Source organism: Luteibacter sp. P4_E6 (assembly GCF_056401535.1).
Map to the genome: position 1 here is coordinate 18823 of NZ_JBFUJE010000006.1, position 14542 is coordinate 33364.

The window sequence follows — 14542 nt, forward strand, 5'->3', positions numbered from 1 at the left end:
GGCGTGGCATGTGAGCCGATTAAACGATATATTCGGCTCATTTGATGAGCCGAATAGCATCGGCATTCGGCTCATCGGGTCAGAGAGAGGCGACATGACCGACCCCCAATGGATCTGGCAACACACTGACTGGCCGGCCTTTCGCTGGCACGGTGACGGTGTGCCAGCCCTTTTGCGAGCGTGCCAGTTGGCTCAGGGACGCCTACTGGGCGCGGTGGGTTCGGCCGGTGCCGAGGCGGGTCTCGAAACCGAGTTGGATTCCCTCCTCCAGAACATCATCACGTCCTCCGCCATCGAGGGCGAGCCACTCAACGCGGCCTCGGTACGGTCATCGCTGGCAAGGCGACTCGGGCTCCAGGGTGAGATGGATGGACGCAGCACGCCGCGCAGCGAGGGCCTGGCCGAGCTGATGCTTGACGCCACCCAGCACTACACGCAGCCGCTCGACCTCCCGCGGCTGTTTCATTGGCACCACCTGTTGTTTCCGGCGCGGGAGACATGGCTTCCGGTACGCATCCGTATCGGTGAGCTCCGGGGTGACGCGCCGATGCAAGTCATTTCCGGCCGCCTCGACAAGCCGACCGTGCACTTCGAGGCCCCGCCACGCGAGGGCCTGGACACCCAGGTCAACGCCTTTCTCGCATGGTTCGAGTCGAGTGCGCGGACATCGACGCTCGACCCACTCCTGCGCGCCGGCATTGCCCACTTCTGGTTCGTGACGCTACATCCCTTCGACGACGGCAACGGGCGACTTACGCGCGCGATCACCGATCTGGCACTGGCCCAGGCGGAACATCAGGCCATCCGCTTCTACACCATGTCGGCCAGCATTCTTGCCGACCGCTCCGGCTACTACCGCGTGCTCGAACAGAGCCAAAAGGGCGACCTCGACATCACGGAATGGCTGGTCTGGTTCCTGCAGACGTTGCTGAACAGCCTCGAGCAGGCACTGTTGCGCATCGACCGCGTGCTCGACAAGGCGCGGTTCTGGCGCGAGCACGGAGACCACGTGCTTACGGCGGAACAGCGCAAGGTGATCAATCGTCTGCTCGATGGTGGTGAACGCGGCTTCGCCAATGGCATCAACGCCTCGCAGTACCAGGCCGTGGCAAAAGTCTCGAAGGCCACGGCGACGCGTCACCTGGGCGACCTCACGGAAAAAGGTCTACTGCGCCGACTCCCCGGCGGGGGCCGCAGTACGCGCTACGAGATCGATTGGGCGGAGCGCTCGATGCGATGACGACGAGGCTCTCTGCGAAAGCACCGCGCATGGCGACCTTCGGATCCGCGATCCGTCTCTGGCTTGGCATGTTGCTCATTGCCGTCATCGCGGTACTCGCGTCCGTGCTGATCGGCGGCGGAGACTCGACCGTCGCCGCATCGTGGCAGGGCCTCGTGTCGTCGATGGATACGCCCATGCATTCGATCATCTGGGAACTGCGCCTGCCCCGCTCCATCGCGGCGTACGGCGTGGGAGGCCTGCTCGCGATGTCGGGCTGCCTGATGCAGATCCTGGTACGCAACCCGCTGGCCGATCCCTATACGCTCGGCCTTTCCGGCGGGGCCTCGGTGGGCGCCCTGGGCGCCATGCTGGGGGGACTTGGCGCCGTGCTGATCGCCGCGGGCGCGGCGTCAGGCGCGCTGCTCGCCTGCCTGGCCGTGTTCGTGCTCGGCCATCGCGATCTGTTGTCCCGCCAGCGTGCCGCGCAACGCGAAGACTCCACCGACCTCATCCTGATCGGCGTGATGCTGGCGTCCGGCTTCGGCGCCATCGTCAGCATGATGCTGGTGCTGGCGCCGGACAAGAACCTGCGCGGCATGCTGTTCTGGATGATGGGCGACCTCAGCGGCGTGGCCAATCCGTTGCTCCCCGTGGTCAGCCTGTTGCTTGGCGTGCTGTGCGTCGTACCGCTCGGGCGGCAGCTCAACCTTCTCGGTCGCGGCGAAGAGTCCGCCAGCGCGCTTGGCGTTCGCCCCAACGTAGTGAAGTCCGCGATCTTCGTCATCGCTTCGCTGGCGACCGCCGTCGCGGTGACGACCGCCGGTACCGTGGGCTTCGTCGGGCTGGTGGTTCCGCATGCGCTGCGCCGTGTCATCGGCAATGACCAGCGCGTGCTGATTCCCGCGTGCGCGATTGGTGGCGGCATCGTTGTCGTCGTGGCCGACACGATCTCGCGGATCGTCGCCGATCCCATCCAGCTACCGGTCGGCGCCGTCATGGCGGTAATCGGCGTACCGACCTTCATGTTCCTGCTGGTGAAGCGCCGATGAGCAGCGTTCTCGCCACTGAGGCCGTCAGCCTCTCCGTACGAGAACGCATGCTGGTGCGCGAGTTGAGCATGCGCGTCGAACCCGGCCAGGTCTGGTGCGTGCTCGGTCCGAACGGGGCGGGCAAGTCGACCTTGCTGCGTGCGCTTGCCGGCCTGCGCGAACCCGACCAGGGACGCGTGCTGCTGGGCGACCGCGATATACGGGCGTACCGGCCGATCGAGCTTGCCCGCCTGCGTGGCTTCCTGCCGCAATCCATCGTCGACGCCTTCAGTCTTACCGTGATGGAAGCGGTGGTCGCCGCACGGCACCCTCGGCTGCCGTTCTGGGCATGGGGCGACGAGGATCTCGAGCCGGCGCAGCGTGCCCTGCGCACCTTCGAACTGGAATCGTTGGCGGAGCGCGACGTGACGACCCTCTCCGGTGGCGAGCGCCAACGCGTGAACATCGCCGCACTCTTCACCCAGGATGTCGACGTGATGCTCCTCGACGAGCCTCTGTCGTCGCTGGACCTGCATCACCAGATGAAGACCCTGCACGAGTTGTTGCACACCGCGGCGCATGATGGAAAATCCGTGGTGTATACGGTGCACGACATCAACCTGGCTTTCCAGCACGCGACGCATGCCGTGCTCCTGGACGGCAGTGGCGGTGCGCTTGCCGGCTTCACGGACGAGGTCATCACCAGCGAACATCTGTCGGCTGCCTTCCACCATCCCATCCACGGCGTAACACTCGACGGCGAACGTTTCTTCCGTGCCGGACGCCTCAACGGACGTTCCCCATGATTCGCGCCCTTGGCCTTCTCGCCCTTTTTATCGCCAGCGCCGCCAGCGCCGACGTGACGGTGACCGACGATGCGGGACGCACGGTCACGCTCAAGGCTCCCGCCCATCGCATCGTCAGCCTCGCACCGAACATTACCGACGCACTCTTCGCCGCCGGCGCAGGGTCCTACGTCGTGGGCACCTCCCGCTTCAGCGATCATCCGGACGAAGCGAAGAAGGTGCCAATCATCGGCGACGCCACGATGATCGATCTGGAGCGGATCGTCGGTCTCAAGCCGGACGTCATCGTCGTCTGGCGAAGCGGCACGCCGGCGGCACAGGTGGAGAAACTCAGTCGGCTCGGCATTCCGATTTTCTATTCGGAGACGACGCGTCTCGCCGACGTCGCACCCGCCACGCGACGTTTCGGGAAGCTCGCCGGCACGCAGGACGTAGCCGATCGGAACGCGGCGGCTTTCGACGCCTCGCTGGCGAAGCTTCGCAGCGACTATGCCGGCAAGGCACGTCTGAAGGTCTTCTACCAGATATGGGACCGTCCCCTGATGACGATCGGCCGTGCGCAGATCATCGATGACGCGCTCGACCTTTGCGGTGGTGACAACATCTTCGCCGACCTCTCGCAGGCAGCGCCCACCGTCACGCGCGAAGCCGTGCTGGCGCGCGATCCCGACGTCATCATCAGCGGCGACGGCGGCGGCCACGACGACCTCGCCGTATGGCGCCAGAGTGGTTTCCTGAGTGCGGTGAAGCACGACAACGTGATGACCGTCGATACCCCCACACTCGCCTCGCCCTCGCCCTCCATCCTCGCCAGTGTGGATGTGCTGTGCCGCCGGCTGGACGAAGCCCGTGCCCGAAACCGGCGCTGACCCTTAGCGCGCCCGCGACCCCGTCTTGTGGTCGCCATCACGTATGGCTTTCTAGAATCCTCACCACGAGCCCTGTGGACCGGTTCCGATGACCCGACATCCCCCTTTCGTGCCTGGTGATACCGACGGCCTTTCGTGGCTGGATCGCGGTGGTGAAGCCGGTGCGCTGATTCGCGCATTCGACTGGACGCGCACACCCTTGGGCGCGCTCGAGACGTGGCCGCAGAGCCTGCGCACCATTACCGCCATGCTGCTGCTCTCACCCGTTCCTATCGTGCTGTTGTGGGGCCCGCAGGGCATCATGATCTACAACGACGCGTACTCCATCTTCGCCGGCGCCCGGCATCCGCGACTGCTGGGTTCGGAGGTGCGCAAGGGCTGGGCTGAGGTCGCCGACTTCAACGACAACGTGATGCGGGTAGGGCTTGCGGGCGGCACGCTGGCGTACAAGGACCAGCAGCTCACGCTCGAACGGAATGGAAAGCCCGAACCGGTGTGGATGAACCTGGATTACTCGCCGGTCCTCGACGAGAGCGGGATGCCCGGCGGCGTCATCGCCTTCGTGGTGGAGACCACCGCCCGTGTCCGCGCAGAAGAGAACGTACGCGAGGGCGAACGGCGATTTCGCGAGCACCTCGAAGCCATGGTGGCCGAGCGCACGGCCGCGCTCGAACGCAGCGAAGCCAACCTGCGCACCATTTTCGAGACCTCGCACCTCTACCAGTACCTGCTCTCGCCCGATGGCAACGTGGTCTACGCGAACGCCACAGCGCTGGCCGGCGTCGAAGCGACGCTGGACGATGTGGTCGGACTGCCGTTCTGGCTCACGCCGTGGTTCGGTGGCACGCCAGGCATGCCACAGGCTGTCGAAGCGGCGACCCGACGAGCGGCCGCCGGAAAGAGCGAGCACATGAGCATGGCATTGAACCTGCCTACGGGCGTACGTTCGTTCGACTTTTCGATGCGCCCGGTGACGGATGAATCCGGCAATGTGGTCGCCATGGTGCCCGAAGCAGTCGAGAAGACCGCGCGCATCAAGGCCGAGCAAACCCTCCTGCAGGTGCAGAAGATGGAGGCGCTCGGCAATCTCACAGGCGGCATCGCGCACGACTTCAACAACCTGCTGATGGCCGTGCAGGGGAGTCTCGACCTGCTTCGCGAACGCATGCCGCAGGAGCCGCTGCTGCTGCGCCTGGCGGACACCGCCATCGCAGGCGCGGAACGCGGTAGCGCCTTGACGCGACGCATGCTCGCCTTCGCGCGACGCCAGGACCTCAAGACCGAGAGCATCGACCTGCGCCAGCTCGTGGAAGGCATGACCGAGCTGCTGCGTCGGTCGCTCGGTCCCACCATCGTGCTGGAGACGTACTTCGGGCCACGCGTCCCCACCATCCGCGCCGATGCAAATCAACTGGAGACGGCCCTGCTGAATCTGGCCGTCAACGCCCGTGACGCCATGGACGGCGTGGGCACGTTGATTATCACGACCGACGAAGACTGGATGCAGGAGGGCCACGCCACACTCTCCCCGGGTCACTACGTGCGCCTGTCGGTGTCGGATTCGGGTGCCGGCATGGACGAAACCATGCTCAAGCGCGCCATCGAGCCGTTCTTCACCACCAAGGGCGTCGGCAAGGGCACGGGCCTCGGCCTCTCCATGGTTCACGGCCTGTCCGAGCAACTCGGTGGCACGCTAATCCTCCGCAGCCGCGTGGATGAAGGCACCACCGCCGAAATCTGGCTGCCCGCCGCACAGGTCCATGATCTACCGGCGTCACGCGAGGCGCACGTTACGCAAGTCCCGGGACGCTGCGCACCAGACACCGTCGTCAGCATCCTTACCGTGGACGACGACGACCTGGTTCGCACGACAACGGTCGACATGCTGGAGGCCCTCGGCTACCAGGTCATCCCTGCGCGCTCGGGGCACGAGGCACTGCAGGTGCTTGAAGCGACCTGCGTGGACCTCGTCATCACCGACCACGCCATGCCGCAGATGACCGGTACCCAGCTCGCCGAACGCATACGCGAGCGCTGGCCGGATCTCCCCATGATCATGGCCACGGGCTATGCCGACCTGCCAGCCGGCCCGCAGCTGCAAATCCCCCGCCTGGCCAAACCTTACTCGCAAGCGACCCTGGCCGACGCCGTGCATCGAACCGTGTCGCGGCCACGCTGAGCATGCGTGGCCTGATGAGATCTGAGGGATCGGAGTACTACGGCTTCTTGTCGCCGGCACCCGGCGGCAGGCGATACCGCTGCTTGCTATAGGCCCAGCTCGGCCACAACGCGTGCGCCAGCGCCTCTTTCTCCAACTGGGAATCCACCGGCTGCAGGTCGAGCTTCTCGCCGTCGATCAGATAGTGATATTGCGTCGCCGGCTGGTTCGGCCGAAGGACGATGAGGCGGTCGCCCTTGAGATAACCGTAGTTGTCGCCGTACTGCATGATGGCGCGGTCCGGATAACGCTGGGTCAGATCTGCACCAAGCATCGGATGCTCACTGCTGATACCGATGAGCGAGAGGAGGGTGGGTGCAAGATCGACCTGGCTGACGATGTGATCGTCTTTCTTCACCGGCACGCCCGCGCCGAGAATCAGCGCGGGGATGTGGAAATGCGTGACGGGCACGAGATTTGCGCCGAACACGCGCGCGTCGTGGTCCGCGACGATCAGGAACACCGTGTGGCTCCAGTACGGCGACTGCTTGGCTCGCTCGAAGAAGCGGCCGATGGACCAGTCCGCATAACGTACCGCGTTGGCGTTGCTGGCAGGTTCGCCCTCGGGCGTGATCCGGCCCGCCGGGTATTCCCATGGCGTGTGGTTCGACACGGAGAAGGCCACGGTAAGCGTGGGCTTGTTGCCGTCATCGAGAAGGCGCTGGTGCAGCTCGTTGAACATGTCTTCGTCGGAGGCGCCCCAGGAGCCGATGAATCCGGGCTTGGTCTTGAAGCTCGCGCTGTCGACGACTTCGTTGAAGCCGTTGCCGAAGAAGAACGAACGCATGTTGTCGAAGTGCGCCTCACCGCCGTAGAGGAAGCGCGTGTGATACCCGAAGGTGTCGAGCAAGGCGCCGAGGGTGAAGAAGTCGCGCTGGCTGCGCGGCAGCTTGAGCACGGCCTCGGCCGGCGTCGGCAGGAAGCCCGTGGTGACGGCTTCCAGTCCACGCGCCGAGCGCGTGCCCGTCGCGTAGGTTCGGGTCAGCCACCATCCCTCGTTGGAGAGCTTGTCCAGTTCGGGCGTGTAGCCGTCGCCACCCAGGCTGCCGACGAACTGCGCGCCGAGGCTTTCTTCGAGGATGATGACCAGGTTCAGTGGCTTGTCGCCTTTCCGGGTCGCCTGCTGGCGATGCAGGCTGGGATAGGTCGCGTCCAGTGGCGGACCATCCAGGCCGGCGGCCTGACGCACGATCGCCTGCATTTCGTCGTCGGGTAACTTGCCGTAGACCGCCGACGCGGAACGTTCGTTGCCCAGCGCGAGCGCTGCATTGAGCACGTTGTAAAGCGAATTCAGCGGCAGCGTGTTGACCATCGCGTCGTTGGTGAAGGCGACCTGCGAGGCGTTGAGCGGACGATGCTGCAGCGTGCCGCGGCCGGCCAGGAAAAGCACGGCGAACAGGACCACGGTGACAACGGGACGCATCCAGCCGCGCACGCGTGCACGATCCGGCTGACGCGTCGGCAGCAGGCGGAAACCGAGCCAGCCGATCAGCGCGAACACCACCAGGCCGGCTGCGACGGACAACTTGTAGCCGTTCCAGAGCATGGAGGCCACTTCGTGCGGGCTGGTCAGGTACTCGAAGTACAGGCGGTTGGGGCGCGTATCGTATTCGACGATGAATTGCGGGGTCGAGACTTCCAGCAACACGAAGGCCAGCCACCAGAAGCGCAGCCACCAGGCCGCTATGCGGGTGGGCCACGCGCGATGGCCGAGCCAGGGCGAGAGCAGCGCCGGCAAGGCGACGATCATCGCGATGAGTGAGAGATCGATGCGCCAGCCACCCATCAGCACGGGCCAGAGGCCGCCACCGTTGTGGACGCGCGACCATTGCCACACGGACAGGCCGACGCGGGAAAGCGTCAGGAAGACGAGGGCGGCAAGGATGAAACGCCAGGTGAGCTTGCGCACGTTGGAGTATCCGGTATCAGGGCGGTAACGACCCGAAGACTTTACACTGTGCGCCCCAGGAACGACTTACGGCAGCCTTTCAGGCGCCAAACGAGGACCGACGATGTTCAGACTGGCCGACGCCAAGCCGATCGCCCATGGGCACATCCGCGAGGTGTACCAGCACCCGGACGACTCCGATCTGCTGATCAAAGTGATCACCAGCGCATCGATCGAGGAGCGCTGGAACCAGGCGCCGTGGTACCGCCGTATCGCGCGCAGCGGTCCGTACAAGGACTTCGTGCGCGAGTTCAAGGAATACGTCACGAGCCTCTACGTGGGCGCCTATGCGACCTCGCCCCTCGCTCGCATCGTCGGCCTGGAGATGACCGATATCGGCATGGGGCAGATCGTGGAGAAGGTGCGGCAGCCGAATGGGCAGCTCGCGCCGACGCTGCATGCCTGGGTCCAGGCCGAAGGCTTTACCGAGAAAACGCGGCTTGAGCTCGAAGCGTTCTACGCACGCCTGCTCAGCCACAACGTCATCGCCGCCGACCTGCACGCATGGAACGTGGTGTATGGGGAGGACTCGCGCGGTGGCCCGCGACTGGTGATGATCGATGGCTTCGGCGAGAAGAATATCGTGCCGCATTGTTCGATGAATCGCGCGCATAACGCGTCACGCACGAAGAAGAAGTACGAGCGGATGTTGAAGCGGACGATGGCTGAGGCGCCTGCGGTTTAGAGCATCGCCGATGAATCGGCTCCTACCGGGCTGGGTTCGCTTTGTCTGGCTGGTACACAACCTGGCCGGCTGCCGTCGCCCGGTAGCAACACCGAACGCACGCGGTTGGCCACGCCCATATCCACGACTTTCTCGCGGATGACGCAGCTGTCCAGCGCATCCTCGTTCAGAAGGATCCAGCGGTGGGCGGGATCGGCCCGCTGCCAGACGCGGGCATCCGCCATCTGCAACGCGGCGTCGCGCGCGAAGCCGAACTCGGTCACCGGGCGTCGCGCCTGATAGAGCACTTCCTCTCGCCACGAAACCAGACCGAGCTGGCCGTCGGGACCGATCCGTGCGTCGGCCTCGCTCATCAACTGGGTCGCGGACTGGTTGGCGTTGAGCAGCGGATAGGTGGTCACCGGCCAGACGATCCATGCCAGGCCGATACCGAGCACCAGCGCGAGCACACCACGCCGCGGACGGCATACCGCGGCGGCCACGAGGAAGGCGGCACCCAGGGCGATGACGCACAGCCACAGCGACTGGCCGTGATCGGCCAGTTGATAGCCTTCGGCAATGCGCTGCGCCGCCTTCGGCGCGGCCTTCCAGGCCCACGCACCGACACCGACGAACACCACGCCGGATGCCACAGTGAGCCCGAACGCGAGCCTCGGCAGCCACCGCGTCTTCAGGAGGTCACCGAGATAGGGCGCCATGGCCAGCGCCAGCATGGGCAGCCCCGGCAGGATGTAGATCGCGCGTTTGCCGCTCGGGATGGAAAAGAACACAAGGGTAAGGACGAACCATGCCAGCGGCATCCACACGCGCGGTTCGCGACGTCGCAGCGCCTCTCGCCAGCGAGGGACGAGAAAGGGAATCAACAGCCACGTCGGCGCCCAAACGCGCAGGATCACCAGCAGGAAGAACCACGGCGCCTCCTCGTGCTGCCATGAGTTGGCATAGCGGTCGGCGGTCTGGTGGAACAGGATGTCCTCGACGTAGGCCACGTACTCGGGTGTGCGGAACCCATAAGCGGTGACCAGCATAGGCAGCAGCCAGACGGAGATCGCAAGGAGGAAAGCAATGGCACCGCCGGCCCAGCGCCAGCCGTCGCCGTGTGTCCGGGCGAGACCGGGCCACTGCCGAGCCCGCATCACGGCATAGGGAATGAGCATGAACAGGGCGATGACACCCACGCCCTTGGTGATCACCCCCAGGCCGGCCGCGAAGCAGCCGAGCCAGTACATCTTCCAGTCCGGACCACGCAGGCAATGCAGCAACAGGCCGGTATTGGCCAGGGTGATCCAGAACAGGGAGAGGGGATCGATCTGGCCGTGCTTGATGACATCGACGAAGGTCATCGTTGTCAGCACGATGGCTGCGGCGTGCAGACCGACCCGCGGATTCCACAGGCGACGCCCGAGACAGGCGACCAGGGCCAACGTGCCCAGGCCGGAGAACAGGGATGTCAGCAGGAAGGCGCCGCGCCAGCCGTTGGTGAGCGCCATCCAGGCGGCCTCGGTCCACATGAGCATGGGCGGCTTGTCCGCATAGAGCTCCAGGCCCCGGTGCGGAAACAGCCATTGGCCGGATTCGAGCATCTGTCGTGCGACGAGGGCGAAACGCGGCTCATCCGGTGGCCAGGGATCACGCATGCCGATGCCGGCCGCTAGAACCACCAGGGCGAAGAGCATGAACCCGCCGAGTTCACGGCGAAAGGATCGTTCGGCGGCGGTCATCGGATAAGGGGAAACGGCCAGGTCGGCGGCCATGCTAGTCGAGGCGGCTGACAAGTCCCTTACAGCGGACGGAAGGGCCGCTGGCCGATTCCATTTCATTTTTCCGGAGCTGGAACGTCTAGGGTGTTCGCCGGTGCGGAAATCGGCGCTCGTTCTGCCCGTACGGGCGTCGATTTCCCACCGTGCGAACCTATAGTGACCCTCTCCCAGCCTCATGAACGCGGTCAGACACACCATGGATCCCTCCCAGGCGGCGGGCACGCCAGCGGGCGGTAAACGTGCCGCGCAGGTGGTTGCCCTCTTCCGTGAACACAATGCGGCGCTCGTGGCTTTCCTGCGAGCGCGACTGAATTCGCTTGCCGATGCCCAGGAGGTAGCGCAGGAGGTTTATCTCAAGCTGCTCTCGCTGGACGAGGCGACCCGGATCGACTCACCCCGTGCTTTTCTCTTTCGCGCCGCCTCCAACCTGGCCGTGGACCGCCTGCGCATGCGCAACGTGCGTGCCTCGGCCCCGATGGATCCGGACAACGACGACTGGCACGTCACGCCTATTCCCGAACAGCACGCCTCGGCGGTCGAACAATGGCAGGTCCTCCGCCAGTCCCTGGACGAACTGCCGCCGAAGACCAGCCGGGCCTTCGTCATGCATGTCGTCGACGGACGCGACTTCGCCGCGATAGCCCGGGACATGAAACTGAGCGAGCGCATGGTGCGCTACCACGTGGCCAACGCCCTGGCGCACTGCCGCGAACGCCGCGATCGCGCGGAGAACCCCCAATGAACACTGCTTCCTTCGTCGATCGTCATATCGAGAACACCGCCGCCGACTGGTGGTCGCGCCTGCGCGACCCCGCGTTGCCCGAACAGGCCATGCTGCAATGGAGCGATTGGCTCGAAGCCGACAAGCGCCATGCCGCCGCCTTCGACCGCGCGTGCGACCTCGCCGAAAGCGCGACCGCCATGGATAGCGCCACGCGCGAGGCTTTCGTGGCGCGATACGTGCCGCCGACGCCGCACCGCCGGTCGCCGCCGCGGCTTGCCCTCAGCCTGGCCGCGGGCGTAGCCATCGTCGTGCTCGGCGCGGGGCTGTACGTGGGCCTGCGTCCTGCGGGCACCGAATCGACCCGCCAGTACGCCAGCGAGCGCGCCGGGCACCGCGACATCGCGCTGCCTGATGGCTCGAGCATCGAGCTTGGCGGCGCGACGTCGATCACCGCGAGGTACGGCCGCGACGAACGTGCCGTGGACCTCGAGGCCGGCGAAGCCTTTTTTCGCGTCGCCCATGCCGAGCGCCCCTTCGTGGTGACGGCCGGCCCGCTGCGGATCCGCGACCTGGGGACCGCTTTCAACGTCCGCCGGACGGGCAACCGCGTCACCGTGGCGGTCACGGAAGGCCGCGTGCGGGTATCGCCCTCCGCCACCGATGGCGATGCGGCCACCGTGGAGCTTGGCGCGGGGCGTGAAGTCTCGTTCGATCCCGAGACGCAGGCCATGCGCATCCTCGACGTGACCCCGGCCTCCGCGACCGCCTGGCGCGGCCACCGGCTGGAGTTCGTCAACGAGCCCCTGGCCTCGGTCGTGGAGAATGTGAACCGCTATAGCGCACGGCCGATCCGGCTGGCCGACGCCGACCTGGGCCGACTGACGTTTACCGGTACCGTCGAGGTCGATACCATCGACAGTTGGGTGTCCGCGTTACCGCGGGTCTTCCCGGTTCGCGTGGATAGCTACGCCGACCGGCTGGAGCTGGCTCGCCAGACATCGATGACGCGGAGTCAGAAGCCGCGCTGAAACTCACCCTTTGGGACGGCAGATCTTGCAGTACTCGCTTCGCGGGCGCCGGCGCGCACTCACCGGCGCTCTCGCGCTTGCGTGGGCGATCCGTGTCGCCTGCGCCGCGGACGCTTCCGGCGGCGGTTCCACGAATGTCGTCATCCCGTTCGACATCGCCCCGCAACCCCTGGCGACCGCCCTGCTCGCCTGGGGTAAGCAAAGCAACGTGCAGGTACTGACCGCGTCCGGCTCGATCGCCAACTGGCGATCGTCCGGTGCCAGCGGCACGCTTACGCCGAACGCGGCACTGAACGAACTGCTCGCCGGGACCGATCTCGAAAGCGAAGCCTACGATGCACGCACGGTGGTCGTGCGCCAGCGGCAGAAGCCCGACAACGCGACGCCGCTGCCACTGGACCCCGCCGTCGCGTTCGATCCGGGCAGCGTCGTGCCGCTGGCCACCGTGGATGTCCAGGGCATGGTCCAGGACAACGGATTCAAGGCGGACACCACCCGCACGGTAACGCGTACGGACGCGCGGCTCACCGATGTACCGCAATCGGTCACGGTGGTGACCCGCGACGTGATCGAAGCGCAGCAGGCCGTCGATATCGGCGATGTGGYGCGGTATGTGGCAGGCGTGCAGTACGTGGACGGCTACGGCGGATCGCCGTTGTTCCTGATTCGCGGCTTCGATGCCGGCCATGGCATGACCGATGGCATGCCCAACGGCATCGCGCGGACGGAAGACCTGCCCCCGCTGATCGGCATCGAACGCGTGGAAGTCCTGCGTGGCCCGGAAGCGATCCTCGGCGACGCGTCGCAGAACAACAACTTTGGCGGTTCGATCAACGTCGTCATGAAGCGACCGCAGGCCGAGACCGTACGCACGATCGACTACACGGTCGGCAAGTACGATGGCGCCCGGCTCGGCCTCGACCTCGCAGGCAGCGCATCGAAAGATGGATCGCTGACCTACCGCCTGGTCGCCTCAGGACAGCGTGGCGAGAAGACGCCGGAGGGCGACGGCGGTGGCCGCGGCGCGTATCTCGCGCCATCGCTGGCGTGGCAGGGCGAGCACACCCGTGTCATGGGCGGCGTGGAGTTCGTCGACAACCGCGTGCCCGGTCCGGAACACACCGTGCTGCTCGGGCCGTCGCTGTCCTCGGCGTCGCCCGTGCGTTCCGTGCCGGGGAATCCGGGCGATATCTCCACCTATCGCACCCTTCGTGGGGTATTCGAAGTCGATCACGACTTCGCGGACGACTGGGCGTTCCACAGCCGAGGACAGTACGTGCGCCAGCACAGCGACGGCAACAGCTGGTCGTATCTTTCGTCCGGCCCGGCTTTCGTCTTCGGGGGGGCTTCGTCGGCGGTAGCGCGAAGCTTTCGCTACTCCGGTACCTACTGGACCTGGCAGAACGACCTCACCCGCACCTTTCGCACGGGCGATGTCACGCATACCGTGTTGGTCGGCGTGGACCTCGCCCGGACCCATGCGGGCGACAGCGGCGGTGGCAGCATCACCGAGGGAATCACGACCGACGAGGCCGATCGCAGCGCCGTCATCGTGACGCGGCCGCTTGCCTACGACCTGCGCACCGGAAGCACGGTGTCGGCGAAGTACAACGCACTGATCAGGCCGGTGAGCACCACCGTGCAGACCCTGGGTGGCTCGTGGCAGACCAATGCAGGCGTTTACTTCCAGGACCAGATCGCCCTGGGCGATCGCTGGAACGTGCTCGCCGCCGTACGCCGCGCCAGCTATGAACTCGATACGCGATGGTCCGACGGTTCGCCGCGAACGGTGCGCAAGGATCGCTGGATACCCAAGGTCGGCGTGGTCTACAAGTTGACGCCCGAGGTATCCCTCTACGCGGACACATCCACCGGGTTCCAGCCCGATCCAGCGCTGGGCAAGGATGGCCAGCCGCTGCCTGTCGCCACCTCACGACAGATCGAATTGGGCACGAAAGTCGATCTCTTCGACCAGCGAGCGCGCCTGACCGCGGCGGTCTATCGCATCCGCGTCGACCACAGCGTGGACCTGGTGTCGCCGGAGCCGCCCTTCTTCGCCACCCCGGGCCCCGGGCAGACCAATCGCGGCCTGGAACTCGAATTCACCGGTCGCGTCGCGCCGGGCTTCGATGTGCTGGCCAGCCTGACCGAATCGCGCATCCGCAATCACGATGACACCCGGCCCACCGGTGCACCGAAGCATCAGGCGGCGGCGTGGGGCAGCTATCGCTTCGGCGAGGGGTCGCTCAAACCC

Annotated in this window: 11 protein-coding genes; 9 read left to right on the forward strand and 2 right to left on the reverse strand. The window is 65.9% G+C overall.

The features are described 5' to 3' along the window. Window positions 1-94 precede the first annotated feature (94 nt). The 5 genes from AC1DT2_RS01145 (at window position 95) to AC1DT2_RS01165 (ending at window position 6104) form a co-directional block, all read left to right on the forward strand. Window positions 95-1240: a Fic family protein gene (locus AC1DT2_RS01145; RefSeq protein ID WP_477293609.1), complete on the forward strand. Its 1146-nt coding sequence runs from the start codon at window positions 95-97 to the stop codon at window positions 1238-1240. 29 nt (window positions 1241-1269) lie between these two features. Then, on the forward strand, window positions 1270-2271 hold the full coding sequence (locus tag AC1DT2_RS01150; RefSeq protein WP_477293611.1) for a FecCD family ABC transporter permease: 1002 nt from the start codon (window positions 1270-1272) through the stop codon (window positions 2269-2271). Continuing rightward, window positions 2268-3056 carry an ABC transporter ATP-binding protein gene (locus tag AC1DT2_RS01155; protein WP_477293613.1) on the forward strand — a complete coding sequence of 263 codons (789 nt, stop codon included), beginning with the start codon at window positions 2268-2270 and terminating at the stop codon, window positions 3054-3056. Before AC1DT2_RS01150 ends, AC1DT2_RS01155 begins: the two co-directional genes overlap by 4 nt. Next, entirely contained in the window at window positions 3053-3925 is an 873-nt protein-coding gene (locus AC1DT2_RS01160) for a cobalamin-binding protein (RefSeq protein WP_477293615.1), read from the forward strand. Before AC1DT2_RS01155 ends, AC1DT2_RS01160 begins: the two co-directional genes overlap by 4 nt. An 88-nt stretch (window positions 3926-4013) precedes the next feature. Beyond that, the gene (locus tag AC1DT2_RS01165; RefSeq protein ID WP_477293617.1) at window positions 4014-6104 is read left to right on the forward strand and encodes a hybrid sensor histidine kinase/response regulator; all 2091 of its coding nucleotides are present in this window, start codon (window positions 4014-4016) and stop codon (window positions 6102-6104) included. A 37-nt stretch (window positions 6105-6141) separates the two neighbouring features. On the opposite strand, the gene AC1DT2_RS01170 is transcribed toward AC1DT2_RS01165, so the two are convergent. After that, window positions 6142-8052, reverse strand: coding sequence for an LTA synthase family protein (locus AC1DT2_RS01170; protein ID WP_477293619.1), 1911 nt, complete (start codon window positions 8050-8052; stop codon window positions 6142-6144). Window positions 8053-8155: 103 nt separating this feature from the next. Between AC1DT2_RS01170 and AC1DT2_RS01175 the strand changes: the two genes are divergently transcribed. Then, window positions 8156-8776 (forward strand): YrbL family protein, encoded by a 621-nt coding sequence (locus tag AC1DT2_RS01175; RefSeq protein ID WP_477293621.1) that lies wholly within the window; start codon window positions 8156-8158, stop codon window positions 8774-8776. On the opposite strand, the gene AC1DT2_RS01180 is transcribed toward AC1DT2_RS01175, so the two are convergent. Further along, window positions 8773-10530: an ArnT family glycosyltransferase gene (locus tag AC1DT2_RS01180; protein ID WP_477293623.1), complete on the reverse strand. Its 1758-nt coding sequence runs from the start codon at window positions 10528-10530 to the stop codon at window positions 8773-8775. The genes AC1DT2_RS01175 and AC1DT2_RS01180 overlap by 4 nt on opposite strands. Before the next feature lie 202 nt (window positions 10531-10732). Here AC1DT2_RS01180 and AC1DT2_RS01185 point away from each other — a divergent pair, with 202 nt between their 5' ends. The 3 genes from AC1DT2_RS01185 to AC1DT2_RS01195 form a co-directional block, all read left to right on the forward strand. Beyond that, window positions 10733-11278, forward strand: a complete 546-nt coding sequence (locus AC1DT2_RS01185) for an RNA polymerase sigma factor (protein ID WP_477293625.1) — start codon at window positions 10733-10735, stop codon at window positions 11276-11278. After that, window positions 11275-12288, forward strand: coding sequence for a FecR family protein (locus tag AC1DT2_RS01190; protein ID WP_213948957.1), 1014 nt, complete (start codon window positions 11275-11277; stop codon window positions 12286-12288). The genes AC1DT2_RS01185 and AC1DT2_RS01190 overlap by 4 nt, the downstream gene beginning before the upstream one ends. Window positions 12289-12313: 25 nt before the next feature. Then, window positions 12314-14542: TonB-dependent siderophore receptor (locus tag AC1DT2_RS01195; RefSeq protein ID WP_477293627.1), on the forward strand; the 2229-nt coding region annotated here is incomplete at its 3' end.